The following is a 24315-nucleotide window of genomic DNA, read 5'->3' on the forward strand; positions in this document are numbered from 1 at the left end:
TTCGTTTCTCTCCTTTTTATTGTTTTTTATACTTACATAGATTGCATATACAACTATGGCAGTGCAGATTTTATAGATCATTTGTACTAATTTATTTAGCATTTAAATAACCTCTATTCCTAACGTTCTAGCCATGGCAAACAGTCCATTCACTGAAACATCATCATTGTTAATGCTATTTTCATAAACATTGGTTGCTCCACGAATGCCCCATTTTGATTTACAAACACCTTTTAAGAAGTTCAATTCTTTATTCAATCCTTGTTGTTTTAACGCTGGGAATAATTTTTCTACATCATCATCGGTAACATTGGATGTTGAATAGTATCGGCTCATCTTAATTCTTGAAAACAGCTGAGCGAATTGTGCTTCCTGTTTTCCTTTCATCTTTGAATAGACCTCTGTATTACCAATCAACACGATTCCAACACCCTTTGTTCCTGTGATTGAGTTTGGATCAGCAAGGGTTCTTATCTGTTCAAGAGCAGATAACTTCAAGTGTTGAGCTTCATCGATGATGATCACTCTGTTTGTTCCTTCGAGCTTATCTCTAATCGAAAGCATCAACTCCATCTTGTTTCTGCTTTCAGGAATTTTAAGTGTCCTAGCTAGAAGTCTAAGCATATTGCCTAGAGTTCCAGCTACAGGACTCATTTCCATATAGATTGCTTGCGTTAGATTTTCTCTTACATATTTCTGCGCTGCTTTTGTTTTACCAATTCCTGCATCACCATGAGCGATTGCGATACCTCCATTTAATTGAGCATATCTAATCATCTTATAAATATCTTCGCTGATAGAAATAGGAATGTAATCTTCCATCGGTTTATATGTTTGAACCTTTTCTTTGATTTCCTTTTGTTCAGTAATAGTGTCTAAATATTCAACGATTTTAGCTTCTACTGCTGTTACATCGCCTTTGTATTTACCACCTCTATACTGCGAAAGAGCTGTCATACTCACGCCAATCAGTGGCGCAATCTTCGCTTGAGAAACACCAGCTTCTTTCATGTATTTCTCAAGTCTTTCTTTAACTGCAACGTTAAGCATAATAATCTCCTCCTTGTCGCTTAATTGAGTTTATATTCATCTTGTCTAAATCCACATCATGCACTTTGTATAACATTGGCTTTTCATCCGCATTTAAGATCTCTAAATCGTAGTTTGGTTTAGAAACATCACTGTCTTTGTTGTCTTTAGCAGATTTCAGCAACAATTCAAGTGCAGTATTTCTATCGATATTAGCAATGATTGAATCCTTGATTGCTTCCTTAGCAACTTTCTTAAGTTCTCTAGTTTTAGCCATCGCAAGTTTTACTTCGTCCTTACTTGCTCCATATTCAAGCACTGCTACATTGTCGGATTCAACTTCCATGATGAATCTATCATCAAGGTCATATACTCTAACTTTGGATAAATCATCAGGATCATATCTTAGATATACTTTCTTATTCAGCATTTGCATGATTAATTCATTATTGAAGTAATCTAGCTGAGTTCCACCAATCTTCAAACTAACGCCACGTCTTGTCACTTTTTGAGCTCGAGTGGATCTTAACATCATAAGATTTAACTGCTCTTCGGTTGCAGTTGTCTTCGTATGTAGGTTTTCCTGATAAACATCAATCTTTCTTTTACCTTTATCCGCTGCAACTGCACCGTTGTATTCTTCATAATTCAAGTAATATTCAATCAGCTCTTCTATTTCTTTGATAAATGCTTGTTTTTCAGGTATATTTCCGTTTTTAAGTTCAACTTTTAATATTTCAGGCTTTTCAACTACGTTACCGCCTGTATAAGTTGCAAACAATCTAGAAATACTATTTTTGAAATCTAAGAATCTTCGTTCAATGATCTTAGCTTTTGCGTTTCTAACGAGTGCATTGACCATATTGATTCCTAAGCGTTCAAGAATTGGAGGAGGAGTAAATTTATCTTCGTCCTTTTTCTTCTTTCTGTGTCCTGAACCGCCGAAGTCAAATGTTAAGAACTCTCGTCCGTTGTCCAGGTAAACATTCTTAGGTATTCCATACTTCTTAATGCCTCTCCTTAATGAATAAATTGAAGCTTGCGATGATGGGGTATCTGTAATGTAGATACATGTCATAATTCCGCTTCGTGCATCCATAAAGGCTGTCAGATATAGCCTGAAGGTCTTTTCGCCATCCCCAACAATTACATCAATTGTATGGTTATCACCAATCCAGTAATCGTTTGAATCCATGTTGTCGTACGTCCTTCGGATGTATGGCGCACATCTATCGTCAAATGCCTTATCTCCATCTCTTCCAAGAGTTAGGATTGCATCAGGAATATCGGATTTTACATGCCTTGTAAAAGTGCAATAAGCTGGTATATCCTCATATAACTCAGGTGCTTTATTTTGAATATATAGTTGAGTATATTGATAGCATTTTCTAAGTGGATGCTTTGCTTGATCTAACAAGAAGCTCAAGAACACCTGCCACACATGTTCATCAATTTTTGTGTAGCCTTTCTTGGCTTTTCCTCGTTTATCAATCAAGCCTTCTAGATCTCCATTCTTTAAGGCTTTAAACTTACGATAAAGAATACTTGTAGAGATATTAAGTTCAGGATGTTCTAACTTCATCTTAGTGATGAATAGTTCATCAACTTCACTCTTATTTCTTGCGTTTTCTTTATTCCTGAAGGATTGCCATTCATTAATGACGTTTTCCCAAAATACACATTCCTCTCTTTCTTCGGTACTCATAAGCTCCAGCTTTTCAGCATTCTGTACTTCAATTTTGGTGTTTAAGATACCTTTAGATTGGTAGTATTTTTGTTGTTCCTCTTCTGTCAGTTGATCTAGAGGTATGGCATGAACTAATCTACCTCTTGAATTTTTAACTTGTACAGATTTATAAAAGCCTTCTGTAACAAGTTGTTGAATTCTAACTCTGTGACATCCTTTTAATTCTGCTAATTCTTGAAGTGTTAGCGTCTCCATTTAACCACCTCCTCACTCTGCATTATTCGAGGGCTTGTGACCTCCGCTGGCTGCATTAAGAAGGAACTACTGTTCCTTGTAGTGTTTTTCGTAATAACTTTTTACTGCTGGAGAAGAAATTGGATAACCAGCTACAACGCAATATCTAGCGATTGAACTAAAATTGAATTTCTCTTGATATATCATTTCTTCCATCATCGCATTTACTGCTTTCTTGATTTCATCAGGGAATTGATCCAGCTTACACTTTGAATAATCAATTACGACTTCTTTTTGTGTTTGTTCAGCTTTCTTTTTATTTTCCAGCTTGCTTTCTTTAATTACCATTGCTAGATATTGACAAATTTCTGTCGTTGATTGCGTTAGAGTTAACAAATTTTTTGAAAGTTCAATCATATTTTCAATTACAACTTTATTACCATCCTCAGCATCTTTGTTTTGGTTAATTGAATATGTGCCTCGTTGTCTAAGAGTAGGCAACACTTCGCTAGTCACCCATCTTTTGACTTTTCTTGCTTCAGGTAGTTTAGAGCCAAATATAAGAGAGTAAACACCTGATTCATTTATAAGAATAGGTTTCTGTTCTCTGCCCATGGAGTCACGAATAGTTACCCCATTTATTTTGTCTTCGTTATCAACATGATCAATGATTGCCTTCCTTGGATTTGAAAATCCAAGTACTGTAGCAACATCTTTTCCAACAAAGTATGGATTTCCTTCAATTAACATACTTCTCACTTTTTGGCCTTGAAAATCAAATTTAATTATTTCGTTCACTTTAGCTCCTCCTTAATAATTAGTTCTTTAGAATCTACATTTAGTGCATCAGCTATAGCTTTAATACGTACTAAGCTACATTTACCAGCTTGATTATTTTCAATTTGCGAAATTGCATTTTTACCTAAACCTGCTTTTATACTTAATCCATGTCTTGTTAAGCCTGATTTCAAACGCAAGTTTTTTATTTTTTCAATATTTACTAGGACTAACATATTTACCTCCTTAAACTTACCTCTTTCGGTAATCTTTAAAATAAGTATATATTACCCTATACGGTAAGTCAAATGTTTTTGTTGCTTTTTATTCCCTTAAACGGTAATAACTGATATACTAATCATTAGGTGATAAAGATGGATACAAAAAAAGAGATTGCAAGAAAAATTAAATTATTAAGGCAGGAAAAAAATTTAACTCAACAAAAACTATCAGAGCTTACAGGCATCACACTAAGATCTATAATCAATTATGAAAATGCTGTTCATGAACCTAATTCAAAAAGTATGGTTTTATTGGAGAATTTTTTTAATGTATCAGGATCATATCTTCGTGGAGAAACAGAAGAAAGGGATCAAATGGTTTGGGATGATTCTGAAATCATGGACGAAGTTGAAAAACAACTGATATCATCGATGAAAGCTTTATCTAATTTAGCCATTGCTCAAACAGACGCTAACAAAAAGATTCTGTTTAATTTTTTTGTTGAGTTTAGAGGTTTAGTCGAATCTTTGGAAAGCAACGATGATTTCTATTTGTTAACTGAAACGATGATTAAAAATTTCAACACGTTAGAAAGAATTATCAGACATTCTAAATCATCCCAAGACTAAAATACTATATATGGTACACTTTATCTTCCCTTATATCCAAGCGTGATAGGATATATCAAAATACGATATTTTTATAAAAAAAAGATGCAAATTCATTATAAAATCTGCATCATTTTTATGTTTTCATTGACATAGTAGGCATACTATGTTATAATAATAATGTAAAGAGGGAAGGAGGTGTTAAGATGGATGAACATATTAGCGAGATTATAAAAGACCTCTCAGAAGCTTTCCTAGCAATTGTTAGTTCGATCTGCTTAATCATTACTACTGCTAGAAAAAAATCCAAGAAGTCCAAATCCAAATCTCGAAAAAGGGTAAGATGAGGGAAACCTCATCTCCCTATTTCAATTATAATATAACATGTTCGTCTATCATCATCAATGAAAATCTTAGATATTATTGTATGCGCATTATCCTTAGTTGTTATTATTGAAGGCTTCGAAGGAGAGTTTGCCAATCCTACTATTTTTGATATTACGAAATGGATCAGCTGTATAGCAATGATTGCATGCTATATCAACTACAGAAAAAGAGATAATATGAAATGACTGAATTTAATGAAAATGAATATAAACGAGAATGGAGAAAAGAGAACATGAAACCCGTTCGTGCGAGTTTTAAAAAAGACTTCGTAGATCAATTCAAAGAGGCATGTAAAATTCTTGGAATTAGTCAAGCAGACGCTATTCGTGAAGCCATGAATAATACTATTCAAAAAGCTGATAAAATCAGTAAAAAATAATAGCTTAAAATCACCTTTTAAGAAACGTAAAAAATTAGTCTTTTTTTGAAAATCTCACTGTAAATCCATTTTTATTAAAAGGTTGTTGAAAACTATAAAAAAGCCGATAAAATGGGGGTTTTTGAGAATTTACAGTGAAAATCCTAAAAACTTACAGTGAGATTTCTTTTTTTACCTCTTAAAATTAAATTTATATATACAGATTTTTAATTCTTTTAAAACCTTAAAACTTACCTTTTAAAAGTCATAAAAGCCTTTATTTATCGGCGATTATTGACTTTTTTTATTTTTGTTTAAAAGGTAGTAAAAGGTTTTTAAAAGTTCATTTTTCATTATTTTTTTAAAATTCTTTTATTCTTCAAAAATGCTCTTTTTTTACGATTTTTTTGTTGCAAAATAAAAATTACTGTTTTTCATAGTATTACAGTAATTTCACTCAAAATTGCACGATTTTATGGGCTTTTTTAAACTTTTTACGGGTTTTTACGGATTTTTTCAGCTTAATTTCTCACTGTAAATCTTTTCTATTCTATTTGATAACTCACACTGATCATTCAATTTTTCCAGTTCTGCATGATTTTCCGTTTTCAGTAAATCATCAAATTTATTTTCACGGAATCTGATCAGAATTTCTTCCAACTGGTCTAAAACTTTCTGATGACATGCATCTTCTTTTTTCTTCCAATAAAGTAAAAAAGTCAAAAGAAGCACGCATATCACAGTGCTTACAGCACCGGTCACCATAACCTGATGCCGGAATTGCAAATAAAATGCATTCCCTTTATTCCCCCAGTATCCATATTGTTCCAATAATCGCCTTCCCTGTTCGTTAGTTTCAATATCCTTATCCTTAAGCAATTCCGAAATAGCATCCAGCTCGGAAAATTCTTCCTTTGTAGCAATCTCTGTCATAAGATTCATTTTATATTTATAATCTTCATAAAACACATACGTGGTAAAGCAATTTAATATTGCAAACAATACTATGACAGGCAATACCCCGAAGAGCACTACTGTGATCTTCTTGAGATATCTCTTTGTCACTGCCTTACCTCCTGATTCCATATATACCCAAGACCTCTGATATTCTTTATATAGACCGGTGCAGCCGGATTGTCTTCAATTTTCTCACGGAGTCTTCTGATATTGACAGCGATTGTATTTTCATCCACAAAATCCCCTTCCAGATCAAACACATTTTCCAATATTTGTGTTTTTGAAAGAATCTGTTTCGGATTCTGAAGAAAAAAAGTCAGCATTTTCAACTCTGTTTTTGTCAGACTGATTTCACGACTCTTTATCAGGACTTTCATTTCTCCTGCGATAAATACGATATCTCCCGAAATCATCTTTTCGGCTTCCTTTTTCTCCTGTCTGCGGCGGAAATGTGCTTCTATTTTCAAAAGAAGTACCGAAAGACTAAACGGCTTTGTAATATAATCATCTGCCCCTGCTTCATATCCCATGACCTGATCCATCTCCTGATCTAGTGCTGTAAGGCAAATAATGTATGTATTATAATTGCATCTCATCCACCTTACAAATTCCAGTCCATTCCCATCCGGAAGATTCACATCACAAATGGTAACATCCACATTATGATCACTTGCAATTCTTTTCGCTTTTTTTATTGATTCTGCTGAAAAGACCTCATATCCGGCTTTTTTCAGTGAGAATATAATTCCACGATTTAAATTTTCATCATCTTCAACCACGAGTATACCTGGCATAGCATATGTACCTCTCTTTATTCACTTTCAAGAATGCCTCGACACATTCTTTTCCTTGTCACGCATAAATGTTTTCATAGCGGTTTGAAATTGTTGCACCTCAATTTTTCTATATTTGATTATATCACAGATGCATCTTTCTTTATTATATGTTCTGACAGTATTTCCGTAATTTGTTTCGACGTCAGCGATTCCCAACTGATATGCGGACTGTTTTTCCTAACGCACGATTACACCTTTGCTTCTCAATTGTTGATTGCCAAATTATTTAAATAGGAAATCTTTGATAACTGTTTATAAGCCAAACCTCAACCTCCTTGTGCTTAAAGTATATGAAGTTTTGGCTTTATCTTGCAGTTTGCGAATATCTGTATAAATAGAAAAATCCCTTTGAGAATAGGATTTCTCCACTCTCAAAGGGCAAGTTGGCAAACTGGAAATTGTCAAATTCTTTGTAATAGGGTAATCCTAATCTATAAATTACCATTTAGTCATTGCATTTTTTATAAAGAAAAACAGCTACGATCCATGCAAAAATAATAGTAAATATACCTGTTTCACTCACAAAAAACATTTTGTTATTAGCAACGGTTACTGTTCCAAAAATCAACTGGTCAAAAGTATTATGAGCTGCATGCAAAAAGATAGCAGGCCAAATACTTTTTGTTTTTATCGTTATTATTCCGTAAATCATTCCAACAGGTATAATCATAAAAAGAAAAGCCGGAACAGAATACCATGCGGGAGTTCCCGGCATATACAGACCTGATATAAGAATAGGCAAGTGCCATACACCCCAAAATATAGAAGTATATATTAGTGCCTTTTTTATTCCTACTCTTTCTAAGGTAGCTGGAACTAAATAACCTCTCCACCCAATTTCCTCACCGATAGCTGTAATCAAGCCTATGAAAATCCCAACAACAGACATAAGAACCAACTGAATGACGGATGCTTTACTCATATCTAAACTATTGGGAAAAGCAATCCAAAAAAGCACATATGGTATTCCTATGTAAACTGCCGGAATTAAACAAGATAATAGTATCCATTTAATTGATGTCTTCTGAAATCCAATACTCTGAAGTAATTTTTTGAATGATATTTTTCCGTTACTTTCTTTCTGCGATATACATCCTGCAATTATTGCCGCTATTGTGGGAACCCACATTAAAAAAACAGCTAACCCCATAGCTCTTAGTGCAATAACTATCGTTTCGAATATTGCACTAACTGAAATGACTATTACTAAAAAAAGTGTAACTGATTTATTCGTAAACATTTTTTTCTGTTCATCCATTACTTTTTCCTTCTTTCATAATTCCGATTTGTATTTCTGTTAGTTTTAAAAATGAGCAATCCCGATTGGAATTGCCCACTCTTTGTACTATTTATGCGATTTTTTTGCTTGCACAAATCTCAGCATCAATTGATGTAAATCACTGTTTTTTCAGTTGTTTATCAAATGAAATACGTCCCGTCTCTTTGGTAAAACGGTACATCTTAGTAAAGCTTAGCTCCTGCAGGAATATTGTCATCAACCATCAATAAGTTCAAGCATTCATGACCATCTTCTTCATGTACAGCTGAGATCAACATACCTTCAGAATTGATACCCATCATTTTTCTTGGTGGTAAGTTTACAATCGCAATCGCAGTCTTTCCAACCAATTCTTCTGGTTCATAATATTCGTGAATTCCGCTTAAAATAACGCGATCTTTACGTTCTCCGTCATCCAAAGTAAACTTTAATAGCTTCTTAGATTTTTCTACAGCTTCACAAGCTAAAACCTTAACAGCACGGAAATCTGACTTACTGAATGTTTCAAAATCTACCATATCTGTGAAGATTGGTTCGATTTTTACATTCGAGAAATCAACCTTTACAGGTGCAGCTTCCACTGGTTTTTTAGCTGCTGCTTTCTTGTTTGAATCCCCTAAGTTCTTCATGTGAGGGAATAATAATACTTCACGAATTGTTCTTTGATCTGTCAACAACATTACGAAACGATCAATTCCAAGTCCTACACCACCAGTTGGAGGAAGACCATATTCCAATGCTTCTACATAATCTGTATCTACTTCGTTAGCTTCATCATCACCTAATTCACGAAGCTCTAATTGTTTTTCGAAACGTTCTCTTTGATCAATTGGATCATTTAATTCAGAGAATGCGTTCGCATATTCGTGTCCACAAATGAACAATTCATAACGATCCGCAAATCTAGGATCTTTCTTATTCTTTTTAGCTAATGGAGAAATGGATGTTGGATGACCATATACAAATGTTGGTTGTACAATTGTTTCTTCAACATATTTTTCGAAGAACAAGTTAATAATGTGTCCAACTGTATTATGGATCTTTTCAACTTCAATATCATGTTCCTCAGCCAATTTCACAGCTTCTTCATAACTCATATCTTGCCAGAAATCTACACCACAAGCTTCTTTGATCGCATCCACCATGTGAATACGTTTAAAAGGAGCTTTTAATGATAATTTTGTTCCTTGATAAGTAATATCTGTAGTACCCAATACTTCATTAGCTACTGAATCAAACAATCCTTCAATCAAGTCCATCATTCCGTGTAAATCACTATAGGCAACATAAGCTTCAACTGTAGTAAATTCAGGGTTATGCATCGCATCCATACCTTCATTACGGAATAAACGACCAATTTCATAAACACCTTCTAAACCACCAACGATCAAACGTTTCAATGGCAACTCAGTCGCAATACGCAAATAGAAGTCCATATTTAATGTGTTGTGGTGCGTTACGAAAGGTCTAGCACTTGCACCACCTAAGATTGGCTGCATAACTGGAGTTTCAACTTCCACTAAACCTTGACCATCCAAATAGTGTTGGATTGCACGAATGATTTTTGGTCTTGTTAGTGCAATATGCTTAGCTTCTGGATTCATGATCAAGTCTACATAACGACGACGGAAACGCTCTTCAACATCTGTCAAACCATGGAATTTTTCTGGTAATGGACGAAGTGATTTTGAAAGATGTGTATAATTTTTAGCACGAACAGACAATTGTCCATGATCTGTCTTCATGACAGTACCTTCAATACCTACAATATCTCCAATATCATTTTTCTTGAAGATTTCATATTGATCATCACCAATTTCATCTTTACGAACATAAATCTGAATTTGACCTTCACGATCCTGGATGTTCATAAAACCAGCCTTACCCTGACGACGCTTCGTCATGATACGACCTGCAATTTTAACAGTTACTTGTAACTCATCTAATTCTTCTTTTGTCTTGTCTTCATAAGATGATTTGATAATACCTGAATTTGAAGTACGATCATAACGAGATCCAAATGGATCAATACCCATGTCGATCAAATCTTGCATCTTTTGACGACGAACTTGTTCTTGTTGCGTTAACTTTTCCATTGTTTTCTCCTTTTTCTTTTATCCATAAAAAAAGGCACTTGCCACAAAGGGACGAAGTGCTCGTGTTACCACCCTAATTTACCAGACAAATCACTTTGTCTAGCCTTAGTCACTGTCTATAAACAGCGCTTCCTTTAATGCAGGAAATACAAATAGCTCCAAGTCTTTATTCCCAATTAGTCCTACGCTTTTTTTCACCAACCAAAAGCTCTCTAAAGTATTTCTAAAAGGTACTCGCCCTCTTCATTGCCTTTTTATACGCTTTTATCCTACTAGACAATACACAATTTGTCAATTTAAGATTTATCCATATATCGAATATTTAATTCTTTAATACTGTTTTTAAATAAAACATCGATCTTGGCATAATATGTTTCTACATCCGGCTCAAAATTACGAGAAATCCAATACTTTAAAAAGTATAACAAATCATTCGCATAATAATCCACTAAAAAATCTACTGTAAATCTTGAATCCATCCCACTCACATCTAAATAAGAAAATACATTTCTAAATATTTCTTTAAACACATTACTCATTAAATCTTCAAACCCATTCTGTCCTGTGATTCTGTAACAAGACTTAAAGAAATCACGATTATCACTTACAGTCTGAAAGATGTGTTTTATAATTTGAGGATTGGATTCATGCTCAATCCCTTTATAAAACATACGATGAATCAAGTATTCTAAAGCCTCATACTTATCCATAAAATGATTATAGAAAGTTCCACGAATAACACCTGTTTTATCGCAAATCTGTTTGATTGTGATCTTTTCGAAAGGCTTTTGTTGCATCAAAATATACAATCCCTCGCTCAGAAGATCTTTCATTGTCACCTTTTCATTTAACGTCATGAAATCACCTCTACAATCGAATTAATTTAAAAATTAATGATAAGCTCATAAATAAGTATACGACACCGCAAAGAAAATAATAAGCCTTTTGATATCCGGCCCCATTATAATATCCAATATAGAAGTGAATCATATAGCCAGCAAGTACAATTAAAAATAAGACTAAAGACTCCATCAAATAAGGAAGATTCATATAATAACAGCCAACTCCAACAAAGAAACAGTCCAGTCCTCCAATAAGAGCCAATTTAATAATTTGTTTTGTATCAAACTCTTGTAGCCTTTCCACAAACTTTCCACGCTTAAAACTATAAATGATCATTCCATTTCCAAGAATCAAAAAGACAAATATCGCAACATATTTATTCAATGTTGCCAATGGACGTCCAAAAATATATGTGGACATTTCATGTCCTAATAAAAACATACCCGAACTGCATAGCGCAAAAATCAATCCATAAACCAATGCTTTTGAAAAGCGAATATTACGAATTGAAGCCCCCTGTTCTAGTGCACATACAAATACGTCTAAACTCAAACAAATACACAAAATTCCAAATATCAACATATACAATCCACCTTCACTAACCTTATTGTATACGAACTTGGATTATTTTAAAATTATCGATGAACATATTTCAATAAATGTATTTCTGAACTACAATAAAGCTATGAAAAACATCATTGACTACATTAAAGAATACGGAAATTTAACCCTTGAAGAATATCCATTTAATAACGTGGACTCTTTGATTCTTTCACAAATTTCCTATATTAAATTTGAAAACTCAAGCATTGACATCGAATCTGAAATCCATTTATTAAGCGATTTTGAAAATGAAATTGATACTTTATGCATCGATACCCGAGTACCTGAATTAAACGAAGAATTATTCCTTCAGTGCATACACTCCCTTCGTTATGAATCCATTACCATTTCTCATCTACAAACGAATTTTGACAAAGATAATGAAAAACAATTCTGTGCTATGACTTTTCATTTACCCAACCAAACAGACTACATTGCCTTTCGCGGTACAGACGCAAGTTTTGTAGGATGGAAAGAAGATTTTAATCTATGTTTTCAAGAAAATATTCCAAGTCAAATTTCTGCCTTAAACTATGTGAATAACTATAAGACAAATCACAAGCTCATCTTAGGAGGACACTCCAAAGGAGCAAATCTTGCCCTATATGCCGGTATCCATACACACAACCCCATTTATTGTATATACAATCATGATGGACCTGGATTTCTTACACCTTATCAAACCGATAAGAAAGTATTTAAAACCATACCACAATCGAGTGTTATTGGACTCTTACTTGAAGAAACACATAATTATCAAATCATCCAAAGTAGTGCCATATCCATCCTTCAACACGATCCATTTACGTGGTGCGTAGAAAACGGAGACTTTATCTATCTCAAACAAAATGATCAACTATCCAAACATACACAATCCACACTATCAAAATGGCTTAAATCTATTGATGTCAATACCCGCAAACAAGTTATTGATACCATTTACTCTATCTTTTCAGATTATGAAAACCCAAAAGATTTAAGGAAGAATATCGATATAGCTGAAATGATCAAATCCATTCAAAATATGGATGGTCAAACGAAGAAAATGATTAGTGAAACGATTCAAGTCTTATTCAAATGTATTCATAATGAAATCAAGCGAGGATTCTAAATTCCTCGCTTAAATAATATATAACTATAGATACACGGAATAATAGTCGCTACAAGAATCACAACAATGCCCATTGTCATATAACCAAGTAATCCAAGTACTATATATAAGATTCCAGCTATCACCATACAATAGCCACCCACACGATTTGACAACACCCAGTTTTCATCACTATTTAATGCCCATGAAGTTTTAATTCCAACCGCATAATTCCGTTTTACTTTTGGCAAATAATTTCCTAATACAATTAATAATACACCAACAAGAATATTCATCACAAAACCAACATCAAACGAGTAGCCCAAACCAAAATAAATAATCGTCATATTTGTCACAATGCAAACGACAGGACAAATCATAAATAAAATATTCATCATAAAATCTGGAATATTATTTCGCTTTGGATCTTTTATCGTCACAAAACAAGTAAATACATGAATTGCCAAGCACAAAAACAACATGCCAAACAACCCCATAAACTTAGGCATTGTACCATCGACTTGTCCATTCACATCAAAATGGGTTGGTACAACATCCGGTAGTTGACTATAGAAAACCAGATTCAAAGCGAATGGAATCACAAACAAAGCTAAACTAAACATAAACCATTTATTTTTCAACATCTTCATTCCCTCCAATAAAAGATTTAAAATAACACAACATCTCCTCAAAAACAGATGCGTTAATTTGATAAAAGATAAAATTTTTATCCTTCTCTTCACAAATCAAACCTGCATCCTTTAATAAGGATAAGTGATAAGAAACAGTTGCCTGAGACATATCAAAATGACTTGCGATATCTCCAGCTGACATCTTGCCTTTTTTTAATAAACTCAAAATGTCTCTTCTGACTGGAGCACCTAGTGCTTTAAACGTTTTTTCAAACAAAATATCACCACCTATTTAGAAATATTTCTAAATAGATTATACATCGTTTCCATAATATTGCAATCCTATTTAGAATTTTTTCTAAATAGATAATAAAAAGAATCAGGAAGACTATTCTCCCTGATACGTTGTATATTTTTGATATTCCTTTGTCGTTTCTTCATCAAAACAATACAAACTGATTTTCATTGTATAATCACTATTCGCATCCAACCAATCCGCAATTGTCTTTAATACTAATGGCACAGCCTTTTCTACTGGATAGCCATAAACGCCACATGAAATAGCTGGAAATGCAATCGTATGAATATCATACTTTCTAGCTAACGTTAAGCTATTCCAATAACAATCTCTTAACATATGCTCATCTTCATGTTGTCCTGAATAAATGGGTCCCACAGTATGAATTACATACTTTGCCTTTAAATCATACCCCTTAGTAATCTTGGCCTGACCTGTATGACAGCCATTTAATAATTTACACTCTTCAAGTAATTTAGGGCCTGCCGCTCTATGAATAGCGCCATCTACACCGCCGCCACCTAAAAGCGATTCATTCGCTGCATTGACAATACAATCTCCATCAAAAGTAGTAATATCTCCTTTTACTACTTTGATTTCACTCTCTAGATTCTTATTGTCTAAAATCATTTCAATTAAAACCTTTGGTAAAAAATATGAATCTTTCCAAGGATTTAATACAACTCCACTTACACCTTGTGTATCATGCACCATATTTAATACATCCATCACACTTTGATTTAATGTTTCTGTAGCCTGACCCAAATCCACTTGAGCCTGTGTAGTAAAAGCTACAAATACATCTTGACCATCATCTAAAGATAATCTTCGATAGACCTTTTCACCATTTGCATCACCGACAGGAATAATAAATTGTTTTTCTTCTTTTGCCAGTTTACGAATATGCGAAAGAACCTCCATATTTTTTTCACGAGTCCCCTCTTGATATAATTCTTGAATCAATGTTTCTAATTTTTCCATACCTATTTCCTTACTACAAATGTCAAACTAAAAGGAAAAGCCCCAATCACATCTTGATAAATGGAGTCATCAATAAAGAATCCTTCTTTCATTGCACTTTCCTTTAATAGTGAATCTAACGAAATAAATTCTTCTTCGCTAATTTTAAAATCATTAAAACAATACCCATCATTAAAGCGTTGATAGTTAAATACTTCATCCATTAAATCCCAAGTGCTGACTTCACTACCATCTTCTAATGTATCCATATAGTTTAATAATTCATTTACGATTTCTTGTTGTCTTTCTTGTACCATAAAAATCACCTACACTTATTCTAACACAAAACGAAAAAGAGGCATCGCCTCTTAATCAATTTCTAAATATTCTTTTATTCTTTGAATCTGATTCAAACCATCCAAATATCCCATGTAGTAAAGATCAGCGAGTTTATCCACATCCCCCTCTACACGCGATACATTCACAGGCTTGCTTGGGGCAATCGTAAAGATTCTTCCCTCATTTTCAAGCCTTACTAATTCATCACACTGTCTATTGTAGTCACTATTCATCAATTCCAACTTCTGTTCTAAAGCGGGATAGCCTGCATACAATCTTTTTGTCATTTTTTGAACCAAAGGATTTGTTTCACTCTTTCGATACTCTTTTTGACGTGTACGAACCACAATGATTTTCTCATAATCATGATCCAACGCCCATTGATACGCTATCTTATCGCTGCAGCCACCATCCAAGTATAAGCCATCCTCAATTTCAACCATCTTTGAAACATAAGGCATGGTTGCACTGGCTTGTACAGCTTTAAAAATATCCTGCGTTTTATTTTTACTAAAATATTCGGGCCTTCCCGTTTTACAATTTGTACATACCGCAATAAAATCACGCGTTGGATTCATAAAACGAGGTGTATTTAATGGATCAAAATATTGAGTTCCTTTCATCAAAAAATCAAAGCCAATGATTCCCTTGTTGTTTTTAAAAGCTTCTAAACCAACATATCGAGAATCGTGGCGATACCCTAAATTAATTCTAGCACTACGACCAATTTGACCAGCCACATAGTTAAATCCGTTTAGTGCCCCTGCACTTGTACCTACTGTACACTGCATATTGATTTCAAACTGCATTAAAGCATCTAATACCCCTGAAGTATAGAGGCCTCGAAAAGCTCCGCCTTCGAGGACAATACATCCTGGTACAATTTTATTTGAAGTATTTCCATTTGGAAGTTTGGATATTCCCGAAAAACGCTTATTATTTTTCTTCATTTTATCCCTCCTTCTTAGCTGAAAATTTTATACTCATTTTTTTAATTTGTCTACTTTTTTTGTTCATTCCAAAGCTTGTCAGCCATTGGCTTCCAGTTTTTTGCATATGGAACCGTCTTTTCCAATAAGTGATCCACATCTTCTGGGGATTCATAATCTGTATTGACCGCTTTACTTTGTTTCACCAATTCTTGAATACGACCTGCATTTTCTAACATTGGACAAGGTCTTAACATATTTTCATTAAATGGTTGATTATCATGATAAGCCTGGAATAAAGGAGATCTAAGTGCATCGAGTAATGTTGTATTGTGAATGTTACTGTTCGAATAATGAATGAATACACATGGTTCTACATCGCCCTTGGCATTGATATGAAGATATCTTCTTCCTCCAGCAATACATCCACCCACATATTGCGCATCATTTTGGAAATCCATAGTAAAAATTGGTTTTTCACTTCTGAACTTACGAATCTGATGATAAACATACGCTCTTTGTTCTGGTGTTGGAAGCAATTCTTTTACAGCCCCATTTCCTACTGGCATATAGTGGAAGAACCAGCAGAATAAAGCACCTGCATCTATCATTAAATCAAAGAATTCATCACTTGCGATATCTTTATAATTTACACTTGTATAACAAGTACTAATTCCAAAAGGCAATTTGTGTTTCTTTAATAATTCCATGGCACGTTTTACAGAATTGTAACAACCCTCACCACGTCTAGAATCATTCGCTGTTTCAAAACCTTCCAAACTAATGGCTGGCACAAAATTTTTAACTCGCAACATATCCTGGCAGAATTCTTCATCAATCAATGTACCATTCGTAAAAGACAAGAAAGCACAATCTGGATGCATTTCACAAATCTTAATCACATCCTTTTTACGTGTTAAAGGTTCTCCACCCGTATAAATATACATGTAAGTACCTAATTCTTTTCCTTGACGAATAATCGAATCAATATCATCTAAAGATAAATTTAATTGATGTCCATATTCAGCAGCCCAACAACCTGTACAATGTAAGTTACATGCAGATGTTGGATCTAATAATACGGCCCAAGGAATATTACAATTATATTTTTCTGACAATTCCTCTTGTTTTGTACTACCATTTAAAGACGCATTAAAAATAAAGTTTTTAAATACAGTCTGCCGAACGCCTGCATCCAAATCATACAACTTTAAAATGTAGTCATACCAAACACCTTTTTCATCAATTTGTTCACGAATCAATTTACGCTGCGAACCATACCAACCTTCAGGCATAACCTTATCTACTAAATTCATTAATTTAGGAATATTGGTTTCAGGATCCTTCTCCAAATACTTCAAAGCTTGATTCATACCAAACTTTTGAACACTACTCTGTAAAGAACTAAAATTCATAACTCTTCCTCCCTTTTCATTTATAATTTCATTCTAGTTCTTTAAAAATATATTTTTAATAGACAAATTTTCAAATATGTAAAAATTTATGAGCTATGGTCATTATTTTTATACCGCTTTGAGATATATATTATATATGATTTATATATTTATGAACCACAGTCATTTTTATGTCAAAAAAAGAAGGCGTTTTAAACACCCTCTTAAATTTCATTGGCAGCCTTATACCCTGTACGAATTGCACTTGCGATATCTGCTGTTCTTTCACCGCTGCAGTCTCCTACATAAGTAAATGGAACACTTAACTTACTATCGTCAAATACATTCTTTTTAGAACCTAATGCATTTACAATTGTATCTGCTGCAATTTCAACATTTGTTTCATCTTTTGTATTCACTGCATAGATTACATTATCTTTAATTTCACTAACACGTGTATTCACAAATTTTTGAACATTATGTTCTTTAAAATCAGCTTCCATCAAAGGTAATACAGTTTCAGATTCTTGTGCTGCAATTTTATCCATCATTTCTACAATTGAAACTTCTAGACCTTTATTTGCCAAATATTCAGCGGTTTCAGCACCTACTAAACCTCCACCTAAAACAACACATTTACCAGATACTTCTTGACCATTCAAGATATCCCAGCTGGATACTACATTTGAATTTTCTACCGACATAGGAAGATCCATATTGTGAGCACCAATTGCCAAGATTACATGATCAAATCCATTCAATTCTTCCATTGTTGGTTCATGGTTTAATTGAATGTCCACTTTACCAGGCAAGAATTTTTCGTAGTATTGAACCGAACGTAAAATTTCATCTTTTCTTGGAGGAACTGACGCAATATTGATTTGTCCTCCTAAACGATCTGATTTTTCAAACACTGTCACTGTATGTCCACGTTTATATGCTACACGAGCTGCTTCTAATCCGGCAAGACCAGCACCTACGATTGCGACATTCTTAGTTTCTGTACATGGTTTAATGAAAATTGTTTCTTCATCTCCATTTTCAGCATTTAAAACACAGCTTAAGTAACGACGAGATTGGATGGCATCTACACAACCTTTATTACAGTTCAAGCATTCACGAATACATTCACCTGAGCCTACTTTATTTGCGATATCTGGATCTGTTAATAAACTTCTTCCATAACCAATCATGTCAGCTGTACCATCTTCTAAAATCTTTTCACCAGCTTCAACACTGACTACACGCCCCACTGTTGCCACAGGACAATGTACAACGGCTTTCACTTTTTCACAAGCACCTAAAGTCCAGTTATAAGGAACAGCACCCATAGGAGGAATTGTATCGCCCATGTTTCCTGTGTGGTTAGCTTGAGCCACTTGAATCATATCAATGCCTGCTGCATCTAACATTTTTGCGAATTCAACCGCTTCATCTTCCAATAAACCACCTTTACCACGTAAAGATCCATCTGGATTAACTGTAATAATTGGAAGTTTATATTCGACCATCATGGATGGAGCCGCTTCTTTGATGGCTTGTAAAACTTCTAATGCATAACGAGTACGATTTTCTAAGCTACCACCATAATTATCTGTACGATGATTTAACACTGTTGAACATAATGAACCAAGTAAACGGTCACCATGAATTTCAATCGCATCAATACCTGCTTTTTGCGCTTTTCTAGCACATTCAGCAATACTATTTTTAATAGCTGTTAATTGTTCAACACTTGCTTCCGTCACAAAGTGCTGCATATCATGATGTAATTTTGCGTATGCACCCTTTGTCAATTCATCACAGATCTTTTGTTGTTTTTCAGCCTCTTCTACATCATTTGCAGCCTTCGCTTTTGCCGCCAATTGACCAGCAATTCCAGCTTCCATGATCATTTTCCCAACGCCTTGAACATCATATTCTGGATGGAACAATTGTAAAGCTACTTTACAATCGTGTTCATGTAAGGCATCCGCTAATTTTTTATACATTTCAATTTGCGATTCATCATATAGTTTTGGTGTAGGACTTGCCGTACGAACAGGAGCCACATCACCAATAACGATATAAGAACATCCACCTTGTGCAAGTCTTGTATAAAAAGCTAATGAACGAGGCCCAATCGATCCGTCTCTTTCTTCATATCCTGTTGTCAAAGGGGGAAACATAATTCTATTTTTAAAAGTTAAGTTACCAACTTGAATTGGTTGTAATAATTTACTTGTCATATTTTCTCCTAGATATTTTTTGCGATTTCATGCGCATTTGTGATCGCATCTTTTAAAGTTCCTACTTTTTCACAATCCCCAATATAGTGTACATTTTCAGCTTCCACTTCCACTTTCTTAGGCGCATATCCGACAGCGAAAATTAAAGTATCCGCTTCTGTAATTTTGTGTTCAACACCCTCTTTTACGTAAGTAATAGATTCTTCATCCACATTTGTTACTTGTGCATTTAATTCAATACGAACACCTTTCTGCATCAATCTTTGAGTCAATCTAGATTTTGCAGCTCCACCTTCACCAGGCATTAAGTTGTTTGTCATTTCTAATAATGTAATCTTACGATTCATTGGGAATAGGTCATTGATTAATGGTGCTAAATAATCGGCTGTTTCACATCCAACACTTCCACCACCTAATACAACAATATTACGTCCTGGATATTTCTTTCCAGATAATACATCGTCTGCAGTCATCCAATTTTTGAATACTTTGAATGGTGGAATTTCTTTTGGTGTAGCTCCACTTGAACATACGATTTCGTAATCTTTAAATTCATTTTCAAGCATTTCTTTTGTAACTTCTGTATTTAAACGAACTTCAATACCTTCATGATCTAATCGACGAATCATAAATTTAATAACTTTACACAATTCTTGTTTCGCGATTGGAACAGCCGCAAGTCTTAATTGTCCACCAAGTTCATTCGATTTTTCACAAAGAACAACTTCGTGTCCACGTTTTTTGGCAACATAAGCTGCTTCCATACCAGCAGGACCACCACCGATAACTAATACTTTTTTCTTAGTTTCAGCAGGTGCAATCGTATCATCTTCCACGCTTGGATTTACTGTACATCCAATACGTTTACCCATCATAATTCCTGTTAAACAACGTCCACATCCAATACATGGACGGATGTCGTCTACTTTTCCTTCAAATGCTTTATTTGCGAATTCGCTGTCACATAAGTTTGGACGTCCAATCATACACATATCACATTTTTCATTTGCGATTAATTCTTCGGCAATCCATGGTTCATTAATACGAGCTACGGTCGCAATTGGGATATTTACATGCTTTTTAATTTCTTCACTTGAGTGAGCATGAGGTGCTGGACTTGTACCTGGAGCAGGCATACTTGATCCACGTTTGATTGTGTTTCCACCAGATACGTGAATGAAGTCAACTCCGGCTTTTTCTAATTGTTTACAAACATAGATTTGATCATTTAATGTCAATCCACCTTCACTATATTCATCACCACTAATACGAACATCAATAATAAAGTCGTCTCCACAATATTTACGAACAGATGCGATTACTTCTAAACATAAGCGTAAACGTCCATCAATATTTCCACCATATTCGTCCGTACGTTTATTATATAGTGGTGTTAAGAAACCACCTAATAATCCGTGGGCATGAGCACATTGAATTTCAACACCATCACCACCAGCAATCTGAACACGGTGAGCTGCTTGACCAAATTGATCAACGATTGTATGTAATTCTTCAATTGTTGCAGGTCTAGGGGCACTTTGTGCATAGTAAGGACCCACACAACTTGGTGCAATCAATTGAGGTGTTCCTGGAACTGGGAATGCCATATAAGCTGGGTGGAACAATTGTGCTAAGATTTTAGTTCCATATTGGTGTACGCCATCCACCAATTTTTTCCATCCTGGAATAAAACTATCATCATAAATTGACATGTCTCCTGGAAGATATACATAAGTTGGTTCTACAGTTACAACTTCAGTAACGATAAGTCCAACTCCACCTTTTGCACGTGCAGAATAGTGTGCCACTAAATCATCTGTAACATACCCTTTATCGGCCATGTTTGTTGAAATAGGTGGCATAAAAATACGGTTTTTTACTGTTGTTTTTCCAATCTCAATTGGTTCAAATAAATGTGGAAAATTATTCATTTTCTAAACTCCTCCTCATAGATTCTTGTTATTTTACTCACAAATAGACGCAAAAAGCCTATCTCTTTTTTTGTATATTATTATGAATTAAAAAATAAAAAGAATACGCTATCACTATTATAACGCATTTGTTAACATAAAACTATCTATTTAGTTAATTTGTGAACTTTTTTAGTTAGGTATCCTTAACAATGATTTAGTACAACATTTTATCATTGATTGTCACAATAGGTTCTAATTCACTGTCATCCCCATTTGAAACTCTCATCATTGAAGTGCCAAGATTCTCGGAAACAAATTTCTAATAAATAAGAAAAGGACTTCAGTTTCATTTTCCTGAAATCCTTACATGTTTTATTTACCATATCTTCGATTTGGTTTGTCATCTGTAAAACGTTTTGATCTACGATCATCATCAAATCTACGTCTAGGCTTATAGTCGCCATCTTTTTTATCGTCAAAGCGACGTCTTGATTTGTCATCATCGAATCTACGTCTTGGTTTAAAGTCACGGTTTTTTCGATCATCAAAACGACGTCTAGGTTTATAGTCATCATTACGAACAAGTAGTGTAACACTTTCTACATGTGGAGTTTGACTAAACATATCGACTGGTTGAATCTTGACAATACGATACTCTTTCTTTAATACGCCTAAATCTTTAGCCAAAGTAGCTGGGTTACAAGATACATAGATCATCGTTTTGATCTTTGATTTTAAAATAGTTTCCTTCATTGTATCATCCAAACCAGAACGAGGCGGATCCACAATCAATGTATCCACTTCTTTTTCTTGCACTAAATGTGCTAAGGCACTACCCGCATCTTCACAAATGAAAGATACATTGTCTGCATGATTTAATATCGCATTTTCATTGGCATTATCAACCGCATCCTGAATGGATTCAACACCAATGATTTCTTCAGCTTTATCTTTCACAAATAAACTGATGGCACCAATACCACTATAGGCTTCAACCGTAGTCTTGGATCTTGGCATCCAATCCTTAACTACATTATAAAGATTCACGGATTGTTTCGTGTTTAACTGGAAGAAAGATCTTGGAAGTAAAGATAATTGAATATCTTCTAATTGAAGATGCATCTTTTCTTCTCCCCAAATAAAACGCATATCTCCAAATACTTCACGCTTTGTTTCTGTTTTTACACTTTGCCAGATCGAAACAACACCCTCTAATTGAGTTACGTCACGAATAAATTCTTCACTGATATCTTCTTTTCCCGTCACAAATATAATTTGAATCTTAGAATCAAATTCTTTCATGACCAACGTACGATAACCTGTTTTCTTTTTATCATCATACATCTTTAAATGATGCTCATTCATAATTTTTAAAACTTCCTGACGCGTTTGTTCCAACAATTTTGAATGCACATAACATCTTTCCATCTTTTGGAAATGGTTTGTATCACGCTCATACATTCCTGTATATAACTCCCCATATTCTTCACCAAAAGGAAGTTTGCAGCTATTACGATATGACAATGGCTCCGGATTCTTTATGATTGGTAAAATGCGACCATTATAATCCGCATACTTAATCAGCGTCTCTTTTAAATTACCCTCTTTCATCTTGCATTGAGCTGGATACTTTACATGCATCAAAGCACATCCACCACACTCTTTCCAAATTGGACAAAGTGGGTAGCGACGCTTTGAACTCTGTTCAACTAAACGAGTTAATTCTCCAACTAAATAAGTACCTTCATCACTTTTAATATCAAATTCAATGACTTCATCCGGAATGGCATTTTCAATAAATACTGGCTTTCCTTCATGGAACGCAATTCCCTCACCATTAATTCCCCATTTTTTTACTGTTGTTTTCATATTTTTTATACACAGTTACAACAAACTCAAACGTAACCTCTAACCTTTCTAATTGTTTTACACGATCAAGTCCAGCTTGACTCGTTTTATATCGATATGGTGTCATTTCCAGTAAAGACCATACATCATCTACCATCTTTTTTTCCTGAATAATTTCCTGGTTTACCAATTCATATTGTTCTAGTATTTCAGGCATTTCATTTTCGTATGGTGTGTCATACAATACTTCTTTTAATTCAAAACAATGCTTAGGACCCGGACCTACTACGATCCAATATCCATTTTCTTTTAGTATACGATAAATTTCATCTTGACCTAAAGGCACAAAAATACTTGTAACACAATCTATGCTCTCATCTAAAAAAGGCATATCAAATAAACTACCCACAATATATTGCGTATGTTTATCTTGTTTAGACGCATGAAGAATCGCTTCCTTGCTCAAATCAATCCCATAACTATGTTCAAAGTTCGCCCCTATCTCTTTTGTATAGTAACCCTGACCACAACCAGCATCCAAATAAATAGATCCATTAGCCTTTCCCTTTACATATTGACGCATAAAATCATAATAATCTTTTTCTAAAAAATCCGTACGCGCTTTGACCATTAAAGCATTGTCCCCATGATTCTTTGTCTGTTTACGTGATAAGTTCACATAACCTTGTTTGGCACAATCAAAAGAATGATTATTTTCGCATCGAAATGTTTTATTTTCTTTTATTAGTTTCTTTTTACACACCGGAC

The 24315-nt window shown here is 34.3% G+C and carries 23 protein-coding genes and 1 other annotated feature; of the genes, 3 read left to right on the forward strand and 20 right to left on the reverse strand.

Features of this window, described 5'->3' with window-relative positions:
- Window positions 1–102: 102 nt before the first annotated feature.
- From NE544_RS00405 to NE544_RS00420, 4 genes are all read right to left on the reverse strand, one after another.
- A complete protein-coding gene (locus NE544_RS00405; RefSeq protein ID WP_256267956.1) occupies window positions 103–1050 on the reverse strand; it encodes an AAA family ATPase in 948 nt (315 codons plus the stop codon).
- A complete protein-coding gene (locus NE544_RS00410) occupies window positions 1043–2971 on the reverse strand; it encodes a Mu transposase C-terminal domain-containing protein (RefSeq protein ID WP_256267957.1) in 1929 nt (642 codons plus the stop codon). The genes NE544_RS00405 and NE544_RS00410 overlap by 8 nt, the downstream gene beginning before the upstream one ends.
- A gap of 66 nt (window positions 2972–3037) precedes the next feature.
- Window positions 3038–3748 carry a BRO family protein gene (locus NE544_RS00415; RefSeq protein WP_256267958.1) on the reverse strand — a complete coding sequence of 237 codons (711 nt, stop codon included), beginning with the start codon at window positions 3746–3748 and terminating at the stop codon, window positions 3038–3040.
- A complete protein-coding gene (locus NE544_RS00420; RefSeq protein WP_256267959.1) occupies window positions 3745–3963 on the reverse strand; it encodes a helix-turn-helix domain-containing protein in 219 nt (72 codons plus the stop codon). Before NE544_RS00420 ends, NE544_RS00415 begins: the two co-directional genes overlap by 4 nt.
- Before the next feature lie 138 nt (window positions 3964–4101).
- Here NE544_RS00420 and NE544_RS00425 point away from each other — a divergent pair, with 138 nt between their 5' ends.
- Together NE544_RS00425 and NE544_RS00430 are read left to right on the forward strand one after the other, a co-directional pair.
- Complete coding sequence (locus NE544_RS00425; protein ID WP_256267960.1) at window positions 4102–4578, forward strand: helix-turn-helix domain-containing protein; 477 nt, start codon at window positions 4102–4104, stop codon at window positions 4576–4578.
- 547 nt (window positions 4579–5125) lie between these two features.
- On the forward strand, window positions 5126–5323 hold the full coding sequence (locus tag NE544_RS00430; RefSeq protein WP_256267961.1) for a hypothetical protein: 198 nt from the start codon (window positions 5126–5128) through the stop codon (window positions 5321–5323).
- A 495-nt stretch (window positions 5324–5818) separates the two neighbouring features.
- Here the strand turns inward: NE544_RS00430 and NE544_RS00435 are convergent, their stop codons facing one another.
- The 6 genes from NE544_RS00435 to NE544_RS00460 form a co-directional block, all read right to left on the reverse strand.
- Window positions 5819–6367, reverse strand: coding sequence for a hypothetical protein (locus NE544_RS00435; RefSeq protein WP_256267962.1), 549 nt, complete (start codon window positions 6365–6367; stop codon window positions 5819–5821).
- Window positions 6364–7053: a response regulator transcription factor gene (locus NE544_RS00440; protein ID WP_256267963.1), complete on the reverse strand. Its 690-nt coding sequence runs from the start codon at window positions 7051–7053 to the stop codon at window positions 6364–6366. The genes NE544_RS00435 and NE544_RS00440 overlap by 4 nt, the downstream gene beginning before the upstream one ends.
- Window positions 7054–7540: 487 nt before the next feature.
- Window positions 7541–8353 carry a CPBP family intramembrane glutamic endopeptidase gene (locus NE544_RS00445; protein WP_114000749.1) on the reverse strand — a complete coding sequence of 271 codons (813 nt, stop codon included), beginning with the start codon at window positions 8351–8353 and terminating at the stop codon, window positions 7541–7543.
- Window positions 8354–8556: 203 nt separating this feature from the next.
- The gene (gene lysS / locus NE544_RS00450) at window positions 8557–10470 is read right to left on the reverse strand and encodes a lysine--tRNA ligase (RefSeq protein ID WP_256267964.1); all 1914 of its coding nucleotides are present in this window, start codon (window positions 10468–10470) and stop codon (window positions 8557–8559) included.
- Window positions 10471–10514: 44 nt separating this feature from the next.
- Window positions 10515–10726, reverse strand: a binding site (T-box leader).
- Window positions 10727–10766: 40 nt separating this feature from the next.
- Window positions 10767–11327 (reverse strand): TetR/AcrR family transcriptional regulator C-terminal domain-containing protein, encoded by a 561-nt coding sequence (locus tag NE544_RS00455; RefSeq protein ID WP_256267965.1) that lies wholly within the window; start codon window positions 11325–11327, stop codon window positions 10767–10769.
- Window positions 11328–11337: 10 nt separating this feature from the next.
- The gene (locus NE544_RS00460; RefSeq protein WP_256267966.1) at window positions 11338–11895 is read right to left on the reverse strand and encodes a manganese efflux pump; all 558 of its coding nucleotides are present in this window, start codon (window positions 11893–11895) and stop codon (window positions 11338–11340) included.
- A gap of 103 nt (window positions 11896–11998) precedes the next feature.
- On the opposite strand from NE544_RS00460, the gene NE544_RS00465 reads away from it, so the two are divergent.
- Window positions 11999–13027: an Mbeg1-like protein gene (locus tag NE544_RS00465; protein ID WP_256267967.1), complete on the forward strand. Its 1029-nt coding sequence runs from the start codon at window positions 11999–12001 to the stop codon at window positions 13025–13027.
- On the opposite strand, the gene NE544_RS00470 is transcribed toward NE544_RS00465, so the two are convergent.
- The 10 genes from NE544_RS00470 to NE544_RS00515 all read right to left on the reverse strand — a co-directional run bounded on the left by NE544_RS00470 (window position 13024) and on the right by NE544_RS00515 (window position 24310).
- Entirely contained in the window at window positions 13024–13650 is a 627-nt protein-coding gene (locus NE544_RS00470) for an SdpI family protein (protein WP_256267968.1), read from the reverse strand. The genes NE544_RS00465 and NE544_RS00470 overlap by 4 nt on opposite strands.
- Window positions 13637–13915, reverse strand: a complete 279-nt coding sequence (locus NE544_RS00475) for an autorepressor SdpR family transcription factor (protein ID WP_278464257.1) — start codon at window positions 13913–13915, stop codon at window positions 13637–13639. The genes NE544_RS00470 and NE544_RS00475 overlap by 14 nt, the downstream gene beginning before the upstream one ends.
- Before the next feature lie 111 nt (window positions 13916–14026).
- Window positions 14027–14917, reverse strand: coding sequence for an O-acetyl-ADP-ribose deacetylase (locus NE544_RS00480; protein ID WP_256267969.1), 891 nt, complete (start codon window positions 14915–14917; stop codon window positions 14027–14029).
- Between the two features lie 2 nt (window positions 14918–14919).
- Window positions 14920–15213 (reverse strand): hypothetical protein, encoded by a 294-nt coding sequence (locus NE544_RS00485; protein WP_117923966.1) that lies wholly within the window; start codon window positions 15211–15213, stop codon window positions 14920–14922.
- 51 nt (window positions 15214–15264) lie between these two features.
- A complete protein-coding gene (locus NE544_RS00490; RefSeq protein WP_256267970.1) occupies window positions 15265–16185 on the reverse strand; it encodes a patatin family protein in 921 nt (306 codons plus the stop codon).
- A 50-nt stretch (window positions 16186–16235) separates the two neighbouring features.
- Window positions 16236–17579 carry a radical SAM protein gene (locus NE544_RS00495; RefSeq protein WP_256267971.1) on the reverse strand — a complete coding sequence of 448 codons (1344 nt, stop codon included), beginning with the start codon at window positions 17577–17579 and terminating at the stop codon, window positions 16236–16238.
- A gap of 203 nt (window positions 17580–17782) precedes the next feature.
- The gene (gene bilR / locus NE544_RS00500) at window positions 17783–19786 is read right to left on the reverse strand and encodes a bilirubin reductase, long form (RefSeq protein ID WP_256267972.1); all 2004 of its coding nucleotides are present in this window, start codon (window positions 19784–19786) and stop codon (window positions 17783–17785) included.
- Window positions 19787–19794: 8 nt separating this feature from the next.
- Complete coding sequence (locus tag NE544_RS00505) at window positions 19795–21717, reverse strand: FAD-dependent oxidoreductase (protein WP_256267973.1); 1923 nt, start codon at window positions 21715–21717, stop codon at window positions 19795–19797.
- Between the two features lie 354 nt (window positions 21718–22071).
- Window positions 22072–23568 carry a 23S rRNA (uracil(1939)-C(5))-methyltransferase RlmD gene (gene rlmD, locus NE544_RS00510; protein ID WP_256267974.1) on the reverse strand — a complete coding sequence of 499 codons (1497 nt, stop codon included), beginning with the start codon at window positions 23566–23568 and terminating at the stop codon, window positions 22072–22074.
- Window positions 23537–24310 (reverse strand): methyltransferase domain-containing protein, encoded by a 774-nt coding sequence (locus NE544_RS00515; RefSeq protein WP_256267975.1) that lies wholly within the window; start codon window positions 24308–24310, stop codon window positions 23537–23539. The genes rlmD and NE544_RS00515 overlap by 32 nt, the downstream gene beginning before the upstream one ends.
- Between the last annotated feature and the right edge of the window lie 5 nt (window positions 24311–24315).

Origin of the sequence: Holdemanella sp. MSK.7.32, from assembly GCF_024460475.1 — a bacterium.
Classification (GTDB): Bacteria; Bacillota_I; Bacilli_A; order Erysipelotrichales; family Erysipelotrichaceae; genus Holdemanella.

Excerpts from the sequence above, each read along its gene's own strand:
- NE544_RS00505 (WP_256267973.1), bottom strand. The coding sequence starts at position 21,717 with ATGAATAATTTTCCACATTTATTTGAACCAATTGAGATTGGAAAAACA.
- NE544_RS00465 (WP_256267967.1), top strand. The coding sequence starts at position 11,999 with ATGAAAAACATCATTGACTACATTAAAGAATACGGAAATTTAACCCTT.
- NE544_RS00495 (WP_256267971.1), bottom strand. The coding sequence starts at position 17,579 with ATGAATTTTAGTTCTTTACAGAGTAGTGTTCAAAAGTTTGGTATGAAT.
- NE544_RS00420 (WP_256267959.1), bottom strand. The coding sequence starts at position 3,963 with ATGTTAGTCCTAGTAAATATTGAAAAAATAAAAAACTTGCGTTTGAAA.
- NE544_RS00445 (WP_114000749.1), bottom strand. The coding sequence starts at position 8,353 with ATGGATGAACAGAAAAAAATGTTTACGAATAAATCAGTTACACTTTTT.
- NE544_RS00485 (WP_117923966.1), bottom strand. The coding sequence starts at position 15,213 with ATGGTACAAGAAAGACAACAAGAAATCGTAAATGAATTATTAAACTAT.
- NE544_RS00455 (WP_256267965.1), bottom strand. The coding sequence starts at position 11,327 with ATGACGTTAAATGAAAAGGTGACAATGAAAGATCTTCTGAGCGAGGGA.
- NE544_RS00470 (WP_256267968.1), bottom strand. The coding sequence starts at position 13,650 with ATGTTGAAAAATAAATGGTTTATGTTTAGTTTAGCTTTGTTTGTGATT.
- NE544_RS00440 (WP_256267963.1), bottom strand. The coding sequence starts at position 7,053 with ATGCCAGGTATACTCGTGGTTGAAGATGATGAAAATTTAAATCGTGGA.
- NE544_RS00430 (WP_256267961.1), top strand. The coding sequence starts at position 5,126 with ATGACTGAATTTAATGAAAATGAATATAAACGAGAATGGAGAAAAGAG.
- NE544_RS00410 (WP_256267957.1), bottom strand. The coding sequence starts at position 2,971 with ATGGAGACGCTAACACTTCAAGAATTAGCAGAATTAAAAGGATGTCAC.
- NE544_RS00405 (WP_256267956.1), bottom strand. The coding sequence starts at position 1,050 with ATGCTTAACGTTGCAGTTAAAGAAAGACTTGAGAAATACATGAAAGAA.
- NE544_RS00490 (WP_256267970.1), bottom strand. The coding sequence starts at position 16,185 with ATGAAGAAAAATAATAAGCGTTTTTCGGGAATATCCAAACTTCCAAAT.
- bilR (WP_256267972.1), bottom strand. The coding sequence starts at position 19,786 with ATGACAAGTAAATTATTACAACCAATTCAAGTTGGTAACTTAACTTTT.
- lysS (WP_256267964.1), bottom strand. The coding sequence starts at position 10,470 with ATGGAAAAGTTAACGCAACAAGAACAAGTTCGTCGTCAAAAGATGCAA.
- NE544_RS00480 (WP_256267969.1), bottom strand. The coding sequence starts at position 14,917 with ATGGAAAAATTAGAAACATTGATTCAAGAATTATATCAAGAGGGGACT.
- NE544_RS00425 (WP_256267960.1), top strand. The coding sequence starts at position 4,102 with ATGGATACAAAAAAAGAGATTGCAAGAAAAATTAAATTATTAAGGCAG.
- rlmD (WP_256267974.1), bottom strand. The coding sequence starts at position 23,568 with ATGAAAACAACAGTAAAAAAATGGGGAATTAATGGTGAGGGAATTGCG.
- NE544_RS00460 (WP_256267966.1), bottom strand. The coding sequence starts at position 11,895 with ATGTTGATATTTGGAATTTTGTGTATTTGTTTGAGTTTAGACGTATTT.